This window comes from Couchioplanes azureus, assembly GCF_014648355.1.
Classification (GTDB): Bacteria; Actinomycetota; Actinomycetes; order Mycobacteriales; family Micromonosporaceae; genus Actinoplanes; species Actinoplanes azureus.
The window spans coordinates 532,291-549,621 of record NZ_BMQY01000002.1; the positions used below are offsets into that span (position 1 = coordinate 532,291).

The 17,331-nt window shown below is 71.8% G+C and carries 15 protein-coding genes; 7 read left to right on the forward strand and 8 right to left on the reverse strand.

The window, feature by feature from the left end:
• The first annotated feature begins 90 nt into the window (after positions 1–90).
• Both IEY99_RS09475 and IEY99_RS09480 read left to right on the forward strand, forming a co-directional pair.
• Complete coding sequence (locus IEY99_RS09475; RefSeq protein WP_189201477.1) at positions 91–432, forward strand: STAS domain-containing protein; 342 nt, start codon at positions 91–93, stop codon at positions 430–432.
• Positions 425–823: an ATP-binding protein gene (locus IEY99_RS09480; RefSeq protein ID WP_189201479.1), complete on the forward strand. Its 399-nt coding sequence runs from the start codon at positions 425–427 to the stop codon at positions 821–823. Before IEY99_RS09475 ends, IEY99_RS09480 begins: the two co-directional genes overlap by 8 nt.
• 4 nt (positions 824–827) lie before the next feature.
• Here the strand turns inward: IEY99_RS09480 and IEY99_RS09485 are convergent, their stop codons facing one another.
• The 6 genes from IEY99_RS09485 to fabG are packed head-to-tail and all read right to left on the reverse strand — an operon-like array spanning position 828 to position 6,290.
• Positions 828–2,330 carry a PP2C family protein-serine/threonine phosphatase gene (locus tag IEY99_RS09485; RefSeq protein ID WP_189201481.1) on the reverse strand — a complete coding sequence of 501 codons (1,503 nt, stop codon included), beginning with the start codon at positions 2,328–2,330 and terminating at the stop codon, positions 828–830.
• Between the two features lie 29 nt (positions 2,331–2,359).
• The gene (locus IEY99_RS09490; protein ID WP_189201483.1) at positions 2,360–2,965 is read right to left on the reverse strand and encodes an SAM-dependent methyltransferase; all 606 of its coding nucleotides are present in this window, start codon (positions 2,963–2,965) and stop codon (positions 2,360–2,362) included.
• Between the two features lie 2 nt (positions 2,966–2,967).
• A complete protein-coding gene (locus IEY99_RS09495) occupies positions 2,968–3,747 on the reverse strand; it encodes an HAD-IIA family hydrolase (protein ID WP_189201485.1) in 780 nt (259 codons plus the stop codon).
• Entirely contained in the window at positions 3,744–4,772 is a 1,029-nt protein-coding gene (locus tag IEY99_RS09500) for a ferrochelatase (protein ID WP_189201487.1), read from the reverse strand. Before IEY99_RS09500 ends, IEY99_RS09495 begins: the two co-directional genes overlap by 4 nt.
• A gap of 24 nt (positions 4,773–4,796) precedes the next feature.
• Complete coding sequence (gene fabI / locus IEY99_RS09505; RefSeq protein ID WP_189201489.1) at positions 4,797–5,564, reverse strand: enoyl-ACP reductase FabI; 768 nt, start codon at positions 5,562–5,564, stop codon at positions 4,797–4,799.
• Positions 5,565–5,585: 21 nt separating this feature from the next.
• Positions 5,586–6,290, reverse strand: a complete 705-nt coding sequence (fabG, locus tag IEY99_RS09510) for a beta-ketoacyl-ACP reductase (RefSeq protein WP_189201491.1) — start codon at positions 6,288–6,290, stop codon at positions 5,586–5,588.
• Between the two features lie 600 nt (positions 6,291–6,890).
• On the opposite strand from fabG, the gene IEY99_RS09515 reads away from it, so the two are divergent.
• On the forward strand, positions 6,891–8,132 hold the full coding sequence (locus IEY99_RS09515; RefSeq protein ID WP_189201493.1) for an AI-2E family transporter: 1,242 nt from the start codon (positions 6,891–6,893) through the stop codon (positions 8,130–8,132).
• Between the two features lie 173 nt (positions 8,133–8,305).
• Positions 8,306–8,944, forward strand: coding sequence for an HNH endonuclease family protein (locus IEY99_RS09520; protein WP_189201495.1), 639 nt, complete (start codon positions 8,306–8,308; stop codon positions 8,942–8,944).
• Between the two features lie 23 nt (positions 8,945–8,967).
• On the opposite strand, the gene IEY99_RS09525 is transcribed toward IEY99_RS09520, so the two are convergent.
• Positions 8,968–9,399 (reverse strand): universal stress protein, encoded by a 432-nt coding sequence (locus IEY99_RS09525; RefSeq protein ID WP_189201497.1) that lies wholly within the window; start codon positions 9,397–9,399, stop codon positions 8,968–8,970.
• A gap of 190 nt (positions 9,400–9,589) precedes the next feature.
• Between IEY99_RS09525 and IEY99_RS09530 the strand changes: the two genes are divergently transcribed.
• Complete coding sequence (locus IEY99_RS09530) at positions 9,590–11,509, forward strand: MFS transporter (RefSeq protein WP_189201499.1); 1,920 nt, start codon at positions 9,590–9,592, stop codon at positions 11,507–11,509.
• Here IEY99_RS09530 and IEY99_RS09535 read toward each other — a convergent pair.
• Positions 11,502–13,043 (reverse strand): methyl-accepting chemotaxis protein, encoded by a 1,542-nt coding sequence (locus IEY99_RS09535; protein WP_189201501.1) that lies wholly within the window; start codon positions 13,041–13,043, stop codon positions 11,502–11,504. The two genes, IEY99_RS09530 and IEY99_RS09535, sit on opposite strands and share 8 nt — an antisense overlap.
• Positions 13,044–13,315: 272 nt before the next feature.
• Here IEY99_RS09535 and IEY99_RS09540 point away from each other — a divergent pair, with 272 nt between their 5' ends.
• Both IEY99_RS09540 and IEY99_RS09545 read left to right on the forward strand, forming a co-directional pair.
• Complete coding sequence (locus IEY99_RS09540; RefSeq protein WP_189201503.1) at positions 13,316–14,914, forward strand: methyl-accepting chemotaxis protein; 1,599 nt, start codon at positions 13,316–13,318, stop codon at positions 14,912–14,914.
• A gap of 73 nt (positions 14,915–14,987) precedes the next feature.
• Complete coding sequence (locus tag IEY99_RS09545) at positions 14,988–17,228, forward strand: putative bifunctional diguanylate cyclase/phosphodiesterase (RefSeq protein WP_229798404.1); 2,241 nt, start codon at positions 14,988–14,990, stop codon at positions 17,226–17,228.
• Positions 17,229–17,331: the final 103 nt, after the last annotated feature.

Below are 17,331 nucleotides of genomic sequence, written 5' to 3' on the forward strand. Positions count from 1 at the left end.
TCAAGCCGTACAGTCTGCGCCGAAGGGGCGCGTCGATGGCATGATGTGCGGGGTCCTTCCCATCGCCGAAACGAAGGGTGCTCGACCACGATGGCGCGCTTCGAGGCCACGACCACCACCGCTCCCGGCCGGTTCGTGCTCGCCCTGGCCGGGGAATGCGATCTCGAAGGCCGCGACCGGCTCAGCGAGCTGCTTCTGGGTGCGGTCGACCGCGCCGATCTGGTGATCGTCGACCTGCAAGAGGTCACCTTCGTCGACTCCAGCGGCATCCACGCGCTGGTCACCGCCCACCACGCCGCGCAGCGGGCCGGCGGGCGGCTGCACGTGGTCAACGCCCGGGGACCGGTCGCGACCGTCCTGGAGATCACCGGGGTGGCCCAGCTGCTGGCTCCGCCTGCCGAGAGCGGTGCGCGGGAGGCCGACCATGGCTGATCCGGTCTTCGACCCGCCGCTCGTCGCCGACTCGCTCGCCTACCACGAGCCCGCGGACCTCAGCACCGTCCGCGCCTTCGTCGCCGCCCGGGCGGTCGCGCTCGGTCTCGGCGACGCGCGGGCCGAGCTGCTCGTGCTGGCCGTGAGCGAGCTGGCCACCAACACCTTGCAGCACACCGCGGGAAGCGGCCGGGTGCGGGTGTTCGCCCAGCCCGGCATGGTCGTCTGCGACGTCGTCGACCAGGGGCCGCTGCGGGAGTGGGGACGGCCGATGCCGGCCGCCGACGCCCTGGGCGGCCGCGGGCTGGCCATCGTCGCCCACGTCTGCGACGAGGTCGAGACCGCCGCCGTCGAGGACGGCACGCGGGTGCGCATCCGGCTGCGGCTCTGACCGCTCAGGATCTGACGCGTACGGCGAGCAGGCACGTGTCGTCGTCGGGGTTCGCCAGGTGCAGCAGGCCGCGCAGCCGGACCAGCGGGTCCGTGCCGGGGTTCGCCGAGACGGCCGACAGGTGCCGCTCGACGTCCGCACGCCTGGAGCCGGCGCCCCGGCGTTCCACCAGGCCGTCGGTGTAGAGCAGGACCAGGTCGGCCTCCTCGAGCGGCACCTCGACCACCGGGAAGCGCGCGTCGGCATCGGCGCCGAGCAACAGTCCCGGCGGCAGGGGCAGCTCGGTCGCCGTCCCGGCGCGGGCCAACAGCGGCGGGATGTGCCCGGCGCGGGCCCACGACAGGCGCCCGGCCACCGGGTCGTGCCGGCCCACCACGGCCGTGCCGGTGAGCCCGAGCTGCACGCACAGCCGGTTCATGTGCCCGAGCAGCGTGCCGGGGTCGTGGATGCCGATGGACAGCCACGCGATCAGCGCGAACCGCAGGTGGGCCATCCCGTTGGCCGCCTCCAGCCCGTGCCCCGCCACGTCGCCCACCGCCAGGAGCGCATGCCCGCCGGGCAGCGTCTGCGCGTGGTACCAGTCGCCGCCCACCCGGACCGCCTTCTCCGCGGGCAGGTAGCCGACCACCGCCTCCAGCCCGGGCAGCGAGATCGGCTCCGCCGGTACGGGCTGGATGAGCTGCTGGAGCTGGCCGGCGAGGCGATGCTCGGCGAGCGCGGTCATCTCGCGGGTCCGCAACGTGTCGGCCAGCCGCTGGATCGCCGACCGGGAGTCCTCCCGCGCGGTGACGTCCTGGACGACCGCGTAGATCTTCACCGGGGCTCCGGCGGCGTCGCGGGCAGCGTCCGAGAGGATGCGCATGTGCCGCACCCCGGTACCGACGCGGAACCGCACGGTCACGTCGGAGGTCGCGCCGGTGTCGAGGGTCTGCCAGGCGGTCTCCGCGATCCCCCGGTCCTCCGCGAGCATCGCGGCCGCCTGCTCGGTGCGGCTCATCGGCCCGAGCGCGGGATCCCGCTCGTAGATCCGGTACATGCCGGGCGACCAGTCGGTGCGCCCGGTGACCAGGTCGTACTCGACCCAGCCGAGGCTGCCGAGCAGCTCGGTGCGCTCCATCCGGCGCCGGGTCTCGTCCGAGCGCTGCCACCACACCATCAGCCCGCCGAGCACCCGGTGCACGCTGACGACGAAGTGCGACTCGGCGACCACGCCGGCGGTGTGGTCCTCGTAGACGAAGTCGGTCAGCTCGCCCGGGACGCCGTCCGCGAACACCCGGTGGTACAGGTTCCACAGCGGACCGCCGACCATCGTCGGATACAGCTCCGCGAGCCGGGCATGCCGCCGGCTGGTACCCCGGTGCTGGACGTCCTGCACCCGGTCGCTGGTCGCGGCGACCGTGAAGTCGACGACCTCGCCGCCGGGGCCGGTCACCGGCAACAGCCAGGTGCACCCGGCCGGAATCGACGAGAGCACCTCCTGCACGAGCTCGGCGAGGTCCTCAGCCATGCGGGCAGCCTAGCGCCGGCGGGGGTGCGTCAGGACACCCGCCGCAGCACGTCCAGCACGAACCACTCGTCCTCGTGGCGTATCCGCCGCTCGAGCCCGGGGCGTCGCGCCAGCGCGGCGTGCACGTTGAAGCCGTCGTAGCTGCCGCCGTGCAACCGGTCGCGGAAGTGCACGGCGACGAGGTCCCCCTCCGGCTCCAGGCGGGCCACCAGGCCGTCGATCAGGGCGTCCAGGTCCTCGGCGGACAGGTAGTAGAGCAGGTCGCCCACGACGACCAGGTCGAAGGTGGCGTCCGGCAGACCGGCGGGCAGCATGGCGCGCTCGACCCGTACGTGCGGAAGATCCCGGACCGCCTCGCGGGCCTGGTCCACGGCGGCGTCGACGCAGTCGACGGCGAGGATCTCGTCGCAGCGCGGCGCCAGCATCCGGGTCAGCACCCCGATCGCGCAGCCGGGCTCGTAGCAGCTGCGGTAGCGGGCCCGGGGCAGGCTCGCCAGGGTGACCGCGTACTTGCGCTGGTCGTCCCACTTCGTCGCGTTGTCCCACGGGTCGTCCTTGGCGAGGTACAGCCCCAGGAAATGCTCGGCGGAGACGGTGGCTTCCGGCGCCTCGGCGTCACCCGGTCGTCGCGTCACGCTCAGATCTCCCCGATCAGGTCGGCGACGCTGTCCACCACGCGCGACGGCCGGTACGGGTACCGCTCGCTCTCCGCCCGGGTGCTGATGCCGGTCAGCACGAGGATGGTCTCGAGCCCGGCCTCCAGCCCGCACAGCACGTCGGTGTCCATCCGGTCGCCGATCATCGCCGTGCTCTCGCTGTGCCCGCCGATGACGTTGAGCGCCGAGCGCATCATCATCGGGTTGGGCTTGCCCACGAAGTACGGCTCCACCCCGGTCGCCTTGGAGATCATCGCCGCCACCGACCCGGCCGCCGGCAGCGCACCCTCGGTGGACGGGCCGGTCGCGTCCGGATTGGTGCAGATGAAGCGGGCGCCGTTGTTGATCAGCCGGACCGCCTTGGTGATGGACTCGAAGCTGTAGGTGCGGGTCTCGCCCAGCACCACGTAGTCCGGCGAGAACTCGGTCAGGACGTAGCCCGCCGCGTGCATCGCGGTGGTCAGCCCGGCCTCGCCGATCACGTACGCCGTGCCGCCCGGGCGCTGGTCGGCGAGGAACTGCGCGGTCGCCAGCGCCGCCGTCCAGATGGACCGCTCGGGCACGTCGAAGCCCATCCGGGCGAGCCGGGCCTGCAGGTCCCGCGGTGTGTAGATCGAGTTGTTGGTGAGGATGAGGAACGGCTTGCCCGACGCCTTCATCCGGTTGACGAACTCGGGCGCGCCGGGCACCGGCTCACCCTCGTGGACGAGCACGCCGTCCATGTCGGTGAGCCAGCTCTCGATGGCCTTGCGCTCGGTCATGGAGTTCCTCGTCTCTGCGGCGCCGGGCAGCAGCCGGCCTGGCACTCGTCCCAGACCGGGAGCGTACCGAGCCGCTCGCGCGCGACGCCGCCGGTCCGCTCGCGCACCAGCTCGGTGATCATGGAGACGAACCGGGGGTCGGTGCCGGGGGTGGCCGCGCGGGCGTAGCCCAGGCCGAGGCGGCCCGCGGTGTCCCGGGCCTCGTTGTCGAGGTCCCAGAGCACCTCGAGGTGGTCGGAGACGAAGCCGATGGGGCTCACCACGACGTCGGTGACGCCCTTGCCGGCGAGCACCTCGAGGTGGTCGTTGACGTCCGGCTCCAGCCACGGGACCTGCGGCGGGCCCGAACGGCTCTGCCACACCAGGTCCCAGGGGAGCTCGGGCGCGGCGGCGGCGTGCACGAGCGCGGCCGTCTCCTGGAGCTGCGCCTCGTACCGGCCGCCGTCCGGCCCGGCGGTCGCGGCCATCGACACCGGGATGGAATGCGCGGTGAAGACCAGCCGGGTGGTGGCGCGGCGGGCGGGATCCAGGGTGGCGAGGGCGGCGCGGACGGCGTCGGCGTGCGGCCGGACGAAACCCGGGTGGTCGTGGAACTGCCGCAGCTTGGTGATCGCCGGCGCGCCGGGGCCGACCTTCGCCCGGGCCTGGGCGATGTCCTCCCAGTACTGCCGGCAGGAGGAGTACCCGCCGTACGCGCTGGTGGCGAAGCCGAGGGCCGAGGTGACGCCGTCGTCACGCATCTGCGCCACGGTGTCGGCGAGCATCGGCTGCCAGTTGCGGTTGCCCCAGTACGCCGGCAGGCCGACCCCGTTCGCGGCGAAGTCGGCCCGCACCGCGGCGAGCAGCTCCCGGCACTGCTGGTTGATCGGTGAGACGCCACCGAAGTGGTAGTAGTGCTCGGCCACCTCGGCAAGCCGCTCCTCCGGAATGCCCCGCCCCCGCGTCACATTGCGCAGGAACGGCATCACATCGTCGGGTTGCTCGGGCCCCCCGAAGGACAGCAGCACAAACGCGTCATACGCCACCGGACGAACTTACCTGGCGGTTTGTCAAGCTCCCAGGGCGTGGTAGCCCCCATCGACGTGGATGATTTCCCCCGTGGTGGCCGGGAACCAGTCGGAGAGCAGGGCGCAGACCGCGCGGGCGGTGGGCTCCTGGTCGGTCAGGTCCCAGCCCAGCGGCGCCCGGTCGGCCCAGGCTTCCTCGAACTGCTCGAAGCCCGGGATCGACTTGGCCGCCATGGTGCGCAGCGGCCCGGCCGACACCAGGTTGCTGCGCACGCCCTGCTTGCCCAGGTGCAGGGCCAGGTAGCGGGACGCCGACTCGAGCCCGGCCTTGGCGACGCCCATCCAGTCGTACACCGGCCAGGCCTTGGTCGCGTCGAACGTCAGCCCGACGACGCTGCCGCCCGCCCCCATCAGCGGCAGGCAGGCCGTGGCCAGGGACTTGTACGAGTACGTCGACACCTGCAGCGCCGTCGCCACGTCCTCCCAGGGCGCGTCCAGGAATCCGCCGCCGAGGCAGCTCTGCGGGGCGAACCCGATCGAGTGCACCACGCCGTCCAGCCCGTCGACGTGCTCGCGCACCTTGCCGGCGAGCCCGGCGAGGTGCTCGGGGTTCGTCACGTCGAGCTCGATCACCGGGGCGGGCTCGGGCAGCCGCTTGGCGATCCGTTCGACCAGCGACAGCCGGCCGTACCCGGTCAGCACGACGGTGGCGCCGTTCTCCTGGGCCAGCTTCGCCACCGCGAAGGCGATGGACGCGTCGGTGATGATGCCGGTGATGAGCAGCCGCTTGCCGGCCAGCAGTCCAGACACGCTCTCTCCTGAAGTCGGGGGTCAGTGACCCATGCCGAGGCCGCCGTCGACCGGCACGACCGCACCCGAGATGTACGCCGCCCCGTCACCGGCGAGGAACGTCACCGCCTGCGCCACCTCGTCGGGAGCCGCGAGCCGCCCGGCCGGGATGGCCTTGAGGATCTCCTCCCGGCGGGCGTCGGACAGCACGTCGGTCATCTCGGTGTCGATGAAGCCCGGCGCGACGACGTTCGCCGTGATGTTACGGCCGCCCAGCTCCCGGGTGATCGAGCGGGCCATGCCGACCAGGCCGGCCTTGCTCGCCGCGTAGTTCACCTGGCCCGGCCCGCCGTAGAGGCCGACGACGGAGGAGATGAAGATGATCCGGCCCCACTTGGCGCGCAGCATCTTGGTGCTGGCCCGCTTGGCGCAGCGGAACGCGCCGGTCAGGTTGGTGTCCAGCACCCGGGTGAACTGCTCCTCGGACATGCGCATGATCAGCGTGTCGTCGGTGATGCCGGCGTTGGCGACGAGCACCTCGACCGGTCCCAGCTCCTTCTCGACCGTGGCGAAGGCGGCGTCGACGGCGGCGCCGTCGGTGATGTCGCACTGGACGCCGAACAGTCCCTCGGGGGCGCCGCTGCCCCGGTGCGTGACGGCCACCCTGTCGCCCTGCTTCGCGAACGCGCGGGCGATCGCCAGGCCGATTCCGCGATTACCTCCGGTCACCAACACGGTGCGGGCCAACGCGCTGCTCCTCTACTCGCCGATTACGGGACGCGAACACCCGCCGTCTGCGGGATACGAACCGCTCGCAGACTAGGTGTTACCACCCGGTAGGCGGAACCGGGCGCACGTGGTCCACGACACGGGCGGGTTGCGGCTTCCCCCGTTGCCGGCAGGCGGTACGCTCGTCGGCGGTTCACGAATGCCCGCACGACCGACGGAGGTGATCGCTGTGCGAGATAGCGATCCTCCCAGTCGTGGCCGGGCCGCTCGTCAGCGCCGTTCCCGCTGACGCCAACCCACCCCGCTCCCCTGCCCCGCGCGGCTTCGTGCATCCGCACGAGGCCCGGTGCTGTCGTGCCGCGCCGCGACGGAGCAGGGTGCCGGCCGCGACTTCCCGGTGCGCACCTCTCCCCTGCCGCTTCTCGCCGGAAAGTCATCACCATGCGCCGTTTCGTCGCTCCGCTCAGCTTCACGATCGCCGCCGCCTGGATCGTCGTGGTGTTCGTCCTCGTGCACAACGCGCCCTGAGCCGTCCGGCGGGAGTGAACAGTTTCCGAACCGGGCAGGTAGGGATCACCCGGTAGGCGCGCTGCCGGCTGCCGACCGGAGGTGTGCCCGATGACCTGGACCCGATCGATCCGGGAGCGGGCCCGCCAGCGGCTCGCGGCCGCGGCCACCCGCAACGCCCCGCCACCCTTCGTGGTGGGGCCGGAGCTGCAGGACTCGGCCGCGCCCGTCGTCGTGGTGCAACCTCCGTCGCACAGCGAGGAGGTCCTGCCCCGCGCGGTGCGGACGGCCGGCGCCTGGGCCTGGCGGTTCATCCTGCTGGTCGTGGCCGCGTACCTGTTCCTGCGGGTGGTGTCGCTGCTGCGCGTGGTCGTCATCCCGGTGGTGGTCGCGGTGCTGCTGGCCGCGCTGTTCCAGCCGGTCTCGGCGGCGCTCACCCGGCGGGGCATGAAGCGCTCGCCCGCCGCCGCGCTCGTGCTCGTCGCCGCGCTGCTGCTGGTGTTCGGCGGGCTGAGCCTGATCGTCCGGACCTTCATCAGCCAGATCGACACCCTGTCGGCGCAGGTCGGCGACGGCATCGACGAGGTGCAGGACTGGCTGGCCCGCGGGCCGCTGCACGTCACCGACGCCCAGCTCAGCCAGTACGTCGAGCGTGCGCAGCAGGCCATCGGCGAGAACCAGGGCACGCTGACCTCCGGCGCGCTGAGCACCGCCGCCACGCTCGGCGAGGTCGTCACCGGCTTCTTCCTCGTCCTGTTCACCCTGTTCTTCTTCCTTCGCGACGGCCGCCAGATCTGGTCCTTCCTGTGCCGGCTGCTGCCGCGGGAAGCCCGCGTCCCCACCGCCCGGGCGGGCCACTACTCCTGGCACACCCTGGTGTCCTATGTGCACGCGACGGTCCTGGTGGCCTTCGTGGACGCGGCCGGGATCGGCATCGGGCTGTTCGTCCTCGGCATCCCGCTGGCCCTGCCGCTGGCGGCGCTGGTCTTCCTCGGCGCGTTCGTCCCGGTGGTCGGCGCCACGCTCACCGGAGCGGTCGCCGTGCTGGTCGCGCTGGTCGCCGAGGGCCCGGTCAGCGCGCTCATCGTGCTGGCGATCGTCATCGCGGTGCAGCAGCTCGAGGGGCACGTGCTGCAGCCGCTCATCATGGGCCGGGCGGTGGCGCTGCACCCGCTCGCGGTCATCCTGGCGATCGCGGCCGGCATCGTGGTCGCGGGCATCATCGGCGGGCTGATCGCCGTACCGCTGCTGGCGGTGCTGAACACCGCCGTCCGCTACTTCGTGCAGCATCCGTCGGGGGAGCCGACTCCCGACCGCGAGCCGCCGGGCACCACGGAGACCGCGGTCGGCTAGTTCACGCTCCTGTCACCTGGCGGCCACCTTCGCCGACGCCGCCACCAGCGGTTATTCGTCGTACGACCGCAATGAGATGTTCACACGAGCAACACTTCGGCCGACACTGACTCCCACCTATACCTCAGGTGGTGCCGATCACGGCACCGCTGAGACTCCGAGGGGAGCCGGCCATGAGCCGAAGTACGACCCTGTTCGCCGCGACCGTGACAGCCGCAGTGGCCACCGTCGGCATCGCCGCCGCGCCGGCATCCGCCACGCCACCCGGCATTCCCGGCAAGGCCACCGCCCAGGCCCAGCTCGACGCGCTGACAGTCGCCGCACAGGGCTCGATGAGCGGTTACTCGCGCGACCTGTTCCCGCACTGGAGCACCGTCAGCGGCAGTTGCAACACCCGCGAGACCGTCCTGAAGCGCGACGGCAGCTCCGTGACCACAGACTCGGCCTGTGCCGCCACCTCCGGCCGCTGGTACTCCCCGTACGACGGCGCGACCTGGACCGCCGCCTCCGACGTCGACATCGACCACGTGGTCGCCCTGGCCGAGGCCTGGCGCTCGGGCGCCAGCTCCTGGAGCACGAGCAAGCGCAAGAGCTTCGCCAACGACCTCACCCGACCGCAGCTGATCGCCGTCACCGACGACGTCAACCAGGCCAAGGGCGACCAGGACCCGTCCACCTGGCTGCCGCCGGCCAGCGGCTACCGGTGCACGTACGCCAAGATGTGGATCGCCGTGAAGTCGCACTGGGGTCTCACCCTGCAGTCGTCGGAGAAGACCGCCCTGCAGAACACCCTCGACACCTGCACCGCATAGCTTCCGCGAGACCGTCGTCCGCGTCAGCGGACGACGGTCACCGGGCAGTTCGCGTACGCGGCGACGTGCTGGCTCACCGAGCCGAGCACCAGGCCCGCGAAGCCGCCGTGGCCGCGCTTGCCGACCACCAGCAGGTCCGCGCCCGCCGACTCGTCGATCAGCACCTTGGCGGCCCGGCCCTGCTTGACCTGCGGCTTGACGAGCACCGGCGGCTGCTCGCCGAGCTCCTCCTTGATCACCTGAACCAGGTCCTCGGCCGTACGCTGGCTCGGGTCGGGCACGTACCGCTCGGACACGCTGACGTTGCCGGCCGGCGGCAGCAGCGTGTGCTCCCACACGTTGACCACTACCAGATCGGCACCGTGGTCCGCGGCCTCCGCGGCGGCCCAGTTCAGCGCCTTGCGGCTGCCGGGCGATCCGTCGACGCCGACCACGATGGTCTTCCACTCGCTCACGGCCGTCTCCTCTCCCGTGTCGACCGACCTCATGGTGACCGCGTTCGCGCCGGGCCGCCATCCGGGCGGCCGCATCCTCCACGATGTGCGGCGACGCCGCCGTACGCATCGACATCTGTTGCGACCCCCTCAGGCCGGGCTTAGCGTCGAGTCGCAGGTGACATGGATCACACAGCCCGGAGGGGTCGCCATGACCGCTACCACGACGGAGTCCGTCTCGGCCGGTGCGGGCCAGGCCGAACGCAGGCCGCTGATGACCGGTACCGCCCTGCTGATGATGAACCTCGGCTTCTTCGGGGTGCAGTTCAGCTTCGGCCTCACGCAGTCGGCGGTGAACCCCCTCTTCCTGCTGATCGGGGCCGATCCCGACCAGTTGCCCATCCTCAACCTCGCGGGGCCGGTCACCGGGCTGCTGATCCAGCCGCTGATCGGCGCGATCAGCGACCGCACCTGGCATCCGCGCTGGGGCCGCCGCCGCCCGTTCATCACCGCCGGCGCGATCCTCTGCGCGATCATCCTGTTCGTGTTCCCGTTCGTCGGCATCCTCTGGATCGCCGTGATCTGCTTCTGGCTGCTCGACGCCGGCAACAACACGTCGATGGAGCCGTACCGGGCGTTCATCTCGGACCGGTTGCCCAAGTCCCAGCTGGCGCGCGGGTTCCTGACCCAGAGCATGTTCACCGGCGCCGGCGCCGTGCTGGCGAACCTGTCGCTGTTCCTGCTGCAGAAGGTGTCGGCGCTGGAGAAGACCGCCGGCAACGGGGTGCCCTACTGGATGTACGTCTGCTTCATGATCGGCACGGTGTGCATCCTGCTCACGGTGCTGACCGCGATGGCGCGCACCAAGGAACTGACCCCGTCGGACGAGGAGCTCGCGGCGATCCGCTCGGCGCCCAAGGGCGTGCACCACGCGGTCGTCGAGATCAAGGACGCGGTCAAGGCGATGCCGATCGCCATGCACAAGATCGGTGTGGTCTTCCTCTTCCAGTGGTACGCCATGTTCGTCTACTGGCAGTTCCTGGCGGTCAGTCTCGGCGAGACGGTGTTCGGCGCCACGCCCGAGCAGGGCGGTCCGGCGTGGGACGACGCGATCGCCTGGAGCGGGCTGGAGAACGCCGCGTACAACTTCGTCACCATGATCTCCGCGCTGTTCCTGGTCGGCTTCGCGCAGCGGCTCGGCGCCAAGCGGGTGCACGCGATCGCCCTCGCCCTGGCCGCGGTGGCGCTGATCTGGCTGGCCCGCATCGACAACCAGTACGTCGCGCTGGTGCCGATGATCGGCCTCGGCATCTTCTGGGCCAGCGCGGTCGGCGTGCCGTACCTGATGGTCGCCAGCATGGTGCCGGCCACGCGCACGGGCGTCTACATGGGCATCCTGAACATGATGATCGTCGTGCCGATGCTGATCGAGACGGTGACCTTCGGCTGGATCTACAACCACCTGCTCGACAGCCGGGGCAGCAACGCGATGACCCTGGCCGGCGTGCTGCTGGCCATCGGCGCAGTGGCGATGCTGTGGGTCAACCCGCCCGACGAGGCGGACGAGTCCCCGATCGTCCCGCTCGGCAGCAAGCGCAGCATCACCGTGTACGACCGGGTCGTGGTCGGTTCCGACGGCACCCCGACCAGCCTGTACGCCGTGGACCGCGCCGCCGAGGTGGCGCAGGCGGCCCAGGCGAAGCTGGTCGTCGTCACGGCCTACCGCGAGGGTGACGCCGCCGCGGCCGCCGCGCCCGCCGAGGGGACGCACCGCGACCTCTACGGCGTCGACGCCGCGCGCGAGGCCCTGGAGAAGTCGGTCACCGGCCTGACCCGGGAGCGGGCACGCTACATCGAACAGCGGCTGGTCGCCGGAGATCCGGCCCAGGCCCTGCTCGACACGGTCGGCGCGAACCCGGCGAACCTCATCGTCGTCGGCAACCGCGGGCTGGGCGCCAGCCAGGGCCAGCTCCTGGGGTCGGTGCCCGGCGGCGTCGTGAAGAACGCGGTCTGCGACGTGCTCGTGGTGCAGACCTCGGCGCTGGACGAGGAGCGCTTGTTCGCCGGACCGGGCGCCGACGCCGGCCAGGTGACCGGCGACGGCCCCGACGCCCGGCCACCGGCTAGATGACGAAGCGGTCCACGATGCGCTTCAGATCGGTCGACATCTCGGCGAGCTGACCGGCGGCCCGGTCGGCCTCACCGACGCCGACGGTGGTGAGCTGCACGGAGTGGGCGACCTCGGTGATGGTCGAGGCGACCCGCCCGCCCGCGGTCGCCGCCTCGGCGACGTTGCGGCTCATCTCGTTCGTGGTCACGCTCTGCTCCTCCACCGCCGAGGCGATGGTGGTCTGGAAGTCGCTGATCCGGGCGATGATCTCGGTGATCTCCTCGATCGCGGTGACCGCGCCGGTGGTGTCGGCCTGGATCGCGGCGACGCGCTGACCGATGTCCTCGGTCGCCTTCGCCGTCTCCTGCGCCAGGTCCTTGACCTCGGAGGCCACCACGGCGAAGCCCTTGCCCGCCTCGCCGGCCCGGGCCGCCTCGATCGTCGCGTTCAGCGCCAGCAGGTTGGTCTGCTCGGCGATCGCGGTGATCACCTTCACCACGTTGCCGATCTCCATCGAGGACTCGCCGAGCTTGGCCATCACGCCGGAGGTGGCCTTGGTGACGTCCACCGCCCGGGAGGCGACCCCGGCGGCCTGGGTGGCGCTCTCGCCGATCTCGCGGATCGACGCGCCCATCTCCTCCGCGCCGGCGGCGACGGTCTGGATGTTGGTCGACATCAGGGCCGCGGACTCCGCCACCGAACCGGCCTGCCGCGCACCGGCCTCCGCGCCGGCCGCGCTCTCCCGGCTGGTGCGGGCCAGCGAGTCCGCGGCCGTACCCAGCTCGTTCGAGTGCCGGGCCAGGTCGCCGACCGCCTCGCGCAGCGTCGTCATCGCCCGCCGCAGGTTGCCGGCCATCTGCCCCAGCTCGTCCCGCTGGTCCACCTGGGCGTCGCGGGTCAGGTCGCCCGACGCCATGGCGTCCAGCACGCCGGACACCCGGCGCAGCGGTCCCAGGATCATCTTGGACACGGCGAGCGCCAGTGCGATCGCGAGCGCCACGGCCATCACCAGGGCGACGAACACGACCGTCCGGGTCGTGGTGACGGTGGAGTCGAACTCCTTGCCGGCCAGCAGCTTCTCGTCGGCCCGCTTGAGCTCGTCGCTGATCGCCGTCTCGTAGGCCTTGCGCAGGTCGCGGTTGGGGCCCATGGCGGCGTCCACGGCGGCCTTGGGGTCGGTCTCGTACGTCTTGAACTCCGCGTCCACCGCGGCGAACCAGGCGTCCGTCTTGCTCTTGATCTGGTCGATGGTGGCCTGCTCGGCCGGGTCGCCCAGCCCGCGGGCCGCCGCCAGTCCCTCGTCGACCTTCGCCTTGCGGCCCAGCGCCTCGTCGCGGAACTTGACGTCGCCGGCGATCAGATAGCCGCGCTCGTCGTTGGCCGCGGCCTTCGCGGAGAGGGCGGCCGAGTTCAGGTTGGTGATGTACGGGACGGCCCGCTGCACCTCGCGCTCGCGGGTGTCCTGAAGCTGCGCGATGCCGACCAGGCTCAGCACGCCGGTGACCACCGTGCCGGCGATCGCCACACCGGCCACTGCCAGGATCTTCGCCGACACGCGGCGGTCTCGTACCCAACTTCCAGCCAGCACCGCTGCCCCGCTTTCGTCTCCGGCCGGATCCGATCGCCCGGCAAGGTCTGCATCGGCGGCCAGGAGCAGGAAAATACGTAGTTCACCGAATGTTAAGCCGGGTATCCGGCCTAATCGTCGTAATCCCGGCAAACCGTCGGCGTCGCGGGCACTCAGTTTGCTAAGGGTCAGACCGATGTAACCGAGGCCCGAAAATCGTCTGAGGAAAGAGGCGGCACATGCGTCGGCGCCTGAGGAACATGTCCGTCGGATCCCGGCTGGGCGTGGCGTTCCTGGCCGTGTGCCTGCTGATGGCCGGGGTCGCCGGGGCCGGGCTGTGGGGCGCGCGCCGGCAGTCGTCGCTGCAGGCCGACATGGTGCGCCTCAACGCCCTGGTCAAGCAGGTCACCGAGCTTCGGTTCCTGGACAACGACATCAACGGCTGGCAGGGGTACGTCTGGGGCGAGGTCGTCCAGTGGGGCGTCGAATACCTGGACGGCGACAACCCCGACACGAGCCGCTACGGCCTGCTCGCCAGCAAGGCGCAGGTGCTGAAGCTGCTCGACGAGCTTCCCGAGGACCAGCTCACCGCGGCCGAACGCGCCGAGGCGGCCCGCCTGGGCGAGCTGTTCACCGCATACTTCGCACAGGACGACCAGATGGTCGCCGAGCTGGCCAAGGACACCGCCGCCGGGCGCGCGAAGGCCTGGGACATGCTGTACGCCGAGCTCAGCGAGTCCTGGTCCGCCCTGCTGGAGTCGACCGAGAAGATCATCGCCTCGGTCACCGCCCGCGCCGAGGAGATCACCAGGCAGGTGCGGGCGGTCACCCGGCTGGTCAACATCGTGATCGGCGTCGCCGGTGCCCTCGCCGTCCTGGCCGCGCTGCTGCTGAGCCGCCTGGTGACGCGGTCGGTGGTGAAGCCGCTGCGCCGGTGCATCCGGGTGCTGGAGCGGATCGGGCAGGGCGACCTGACCGCGCGTACCGACCTCGACACGCACGACGAGACGGGCCAGCTCGGCCGGTCGGTCGACGAGACCGGGGAGGCGCTGCACCGCACCGTACGCGCGCTCGGCGACAGCGCCACCGCGCTCGCCGACGCCTCCACCCGGCTCAGCGCCACCAGTGACCGGCTGGCCGCCGACGCCGCCGACGCCGCCGGCCAGGCGGGCACCGCCTCCACCGCCGCCGACGCGGTCGCCGGCAGCGTGCAGGCGGTCGCCGCCGGCGCCGAGGAGATGGGCGCCGCCATCGCGGAGATCGCCCGCAGCGCCAGCGCCGCCGCCGACGCGGCGGCCCAGGCGGTCGGCATCGTCGCCGCCACCGACACCACCATGCGCCGCCTCGGCGAGTCCTCCGCGCGCATCGGCACCGTGGTGGAGCTGATCACCAGCATCGCCGAGCAGACCAACCTGCTCGCCCTCAACGCCACCATCGAGTCGGCCCGGGCCGGCGAGGCCGGCAAGGGCTTCGCGGTCGTCGCCGGCGAGGTCAAGGAGCTGGCGCAGGAGACCGCCCGCGCCACCGCCGACATCGTCGCCCAGGTCAGCGCCATCCAGACCGACACCGGCGCCGCGGTCGAGGGCATCGAACGGATCGGCACCGTGGTCGGCGAGATCAACAGCCAGCAGGTGACGATCGCGGCCGCGGTCGAGGAGCAGAGCGTCACCGGCGCCGAGATGAGCCGTGGCATCACCGAGGCGGCCCGGGGCAGCAGCGAGATCGCCGCCGCCGCCGACGCGGTCGCCGGGCTCACCGGCCGTACCCGCAGCGAGGTCGACGAGGCCCGCCAGGCGGCCGACGAGCTCGCGCGCATGTCAACCGACCTGCACCAACTCGTCGGCCAGTTCCGCTACTGAGGCCAGGGCCGTGACCTTCGGCATGGTCACGGCGGATATCTCAAGTATCGCGCTGCGGCGCCGATGTCGGGGCGTGCGGCATAGCAGGCTCTGGTGGCTGTGGCTGACGGTGGGGACGCTGGCCACCGGCAGCTACTACCTGCTGCCGGAGGGCGGCATGGGCCGCAACGTCGTCTACCAGGCGATCGGCCTGGCCTCCGCGCTCTTCATCGTGCTGGCCGTACGGCTGCACCGGCCGCCGCACCCGGCGATGTGGTACTGGTTCGCCGCCGCCGAGGCGATCTGGTTCGTCGCCGACATCATCTTCGAGTACTACCAGTACACCGAGGTCGAGGCGCCGTACCCGTCGGAGGCCGACGCGCTCTACCTCCTCGGGTACCCGATGATCTTCGTCGCGTTGCAGCGGGTGGCCCACCGCAACGGCAACGGCGGGCGCGACGTCGCCGGCCTGGTCGACGCCACCATCCTCGCGACCGGTCTCGGCCTGGTGTTCTGGGTCGTCATGATGGAGCCGCTCGCCGCCGACTCCACCGCACCGATGCTGGAGCGCCTGGTCAGCGTCGCCTATCCGGCCGCCGACGTGCTGCTGCTGGCCCTGCTCGCCCGGCTGGCCTTCGGCGTGGCGTCCTGGACGCCCACCATGCGCCTGCTGGCCGTCGGCGTGGTGCTGCTGCTCATCGGCGACACCGGCTACTCGCTGCTCGACCTGTACACCGACTCCGACGGCACCTACCTCGACGCGATGTTCCTGCTGTCGTACGTGACCTGGGGTGCCGCCGCCCTGCATCCGTCGATGTGTCCCCCGGCCGCCGTCGCCCGCGCCGAGTCCCGGATGACCGCGGGACGCATCCTGCTGCTCGGCACCAGCTCGCTGCTCGGACCCGTGCTGCTGCTCGTACCCCGCATCGGCGGCAACATCCGCGACCGCAGCGCGATCGGCATCGGCGCGATCGTGCTGTTCCTGCTGGTGCTGCTGCGCATGTCCGGCTTCGTCGGCCAGGTGCAACGCCAGGCCCGGCAACTCGCCGACATGGCCATGCGCGACGACCTGACCGGCCTGGCGAACCGCCGCCGTTTCGAACGCGACCTGGGCAGGGCGCTGCGCCGCGGCGACCGGCCCGTCGTGGCGCTGGTCGGCCTGACCGGCTTCAAGTCCGTCAACGACCAGCTCGGGCACGCCGTCGGCGACCAGCTCCTGGTCTCCGTCGGCCGGCGGCTGAGCGCCGGCGTGGACCCCCGGGCCCTGGTGGCCCGCATGGGCAGCGACGAGTTCGCCATCCTGATCGGCGACGCGACCCCGGAGTCCGCGGCCACCCTGGTCGAGACCATCACCGCGGCCCTGCACGACGCCTTCCACGTCGGCGGGCACGAGCTGCTGATCAACGGAAGCATCGGCATGGCCGAGGCCACCGACGCCACCACCGCCATGGAGCTCTTCCGCCGCGCCGACATCGCCATGTACGCGGCCAAGACCAGCGGCGAGTCCTGCCGCTGGTACACCGCCGAGCTCGACCAGCTCGCGGGCGAGGAGGCCCGGCTCGGCGCGGAGCTGCGCACGGCCCTGGACGCCGGGCAGTTCCGGCTCGTCTACCAGCCCATCGTCGAACTCCCCCACGGCCACATCAAGGCCGTGGAGACCCTGGTCCGCTGGGACCACCCCGAGCGGGGGTTCATCAGCCCCGCCGAGTTCATCCCGGTCGCGGAACGCAACGGCCTCATCATGGAACTCGGCGCCTGGATCCTGCGCGAAGCCTGCCAGCAGGCCTCCCGCTGGCGCGCCGAGCTGGGCGACCTCGCACCGGAACGGATCAGCGTCAACGCCTCCGCCCGCCAGCTCGCCCACCGCGGCTTCGCCGCCCTGGTGGCGTCGGCGCTGAAGGACAGCGGGCTGAGCGCCACCAGCCTGACGATCGAGGTCACCGAGACCGCGGTGTTCGAGGGCGGCCAGGCCGTCGACACCCTGCACCGGCTGCACGACCTCGGCGTCCGCATCGCGCTCGACGACTTCGGCACCGGGCACTCGTCGCTGGGACTGCTCCAGACCGTGCCGGTCGACGTGCTGAAGGTCGACAAGAGCTTCGTCGACACCATCACCATGGCGGGCCGGCACGCGGTCATCGCCACGGCCCTCATCCAGGTCGCCGACGGTCTGGGACTGACCGCGGTGGCCGAGGGGGTGGAGACCGCGGAGCAGGCGGCCGAGCTGGAACGCCTCGGGTACCGGCTGGCACAGGGCTTCTACTTCGGCAGGCCCGAAGCCCAGCCGGACTTCACCCGCGACCGGGGGGCCGCGGTAGGGCCCGCGACGGCCTGACGAAAGTAAGGGCCTCGCCCTGACCGACGCCGGATGGCGACCGGGTGAAGGCGACCTACGGTCGATGCACTCCCCCGAACCCGGGCACGGTGTGCAGAGAGCG

Bases quoted from the DNA above. Each gene is read 5' to 3' on its own strand.
- IEY99_RS09485 (WP_189201481.1), bottom strand. From the start codon at position 2,330: ATGGCTGAGGACCTCGCCGAGCTCGTGCAGGAGGTGCTCTCGTCGATT.
- IEY99_RS09520 (WP_189201495.1), top strand. From the start codon at position 8,306: ATGAGCCGAAGTACGACCCTGTTCGCCGCGACCGTGACAGCCGCAGTG.
- IEY99_RS09530 (WP_189201499.1), top strand. From the start codon at position 9,590: ATGACCGCTACCACGACGGAGTCCGTCTCGGCCGGTGCGGGCCAGGCC.
- IEY99_RS09480 (WP_189201479.1), top strand. From the start codon at position 425: ATGGCTGATCCGGTCTTCGACCCGCCGCTCGTCGCCGACTCGCTCGCC.
- IEY99_RS09475 (WP_189201477.1), top strand. From the start codon at position 91: ATGGCGCGCTTCGAGGCCACGACCACCACCGCTCCCGGCCGGTTCGTG.
- IEY99_RS09540 (WP_189201503.1), top strand. From the start codon at position 13,316: ATGTCCGTCGGATCCCGGCTGGGCGTGGCGTTCCTGGCCGTGTGCCTG.
- IEY99_RS09515 (WP_189201493.1), top strand. From the start codon at position 6,891: ATGACCTGGACCCGATCGATCCGGGAGCGGGCCCGCCAGCGGCTCGCG.
- IEY99_RS09495 (WP_189201485.1), bottom strand. From the start codon at position 3,747: ATGACCGAGCGCAAGGCCATCGAGAGCTGGCTCACCGACATGGACGGC.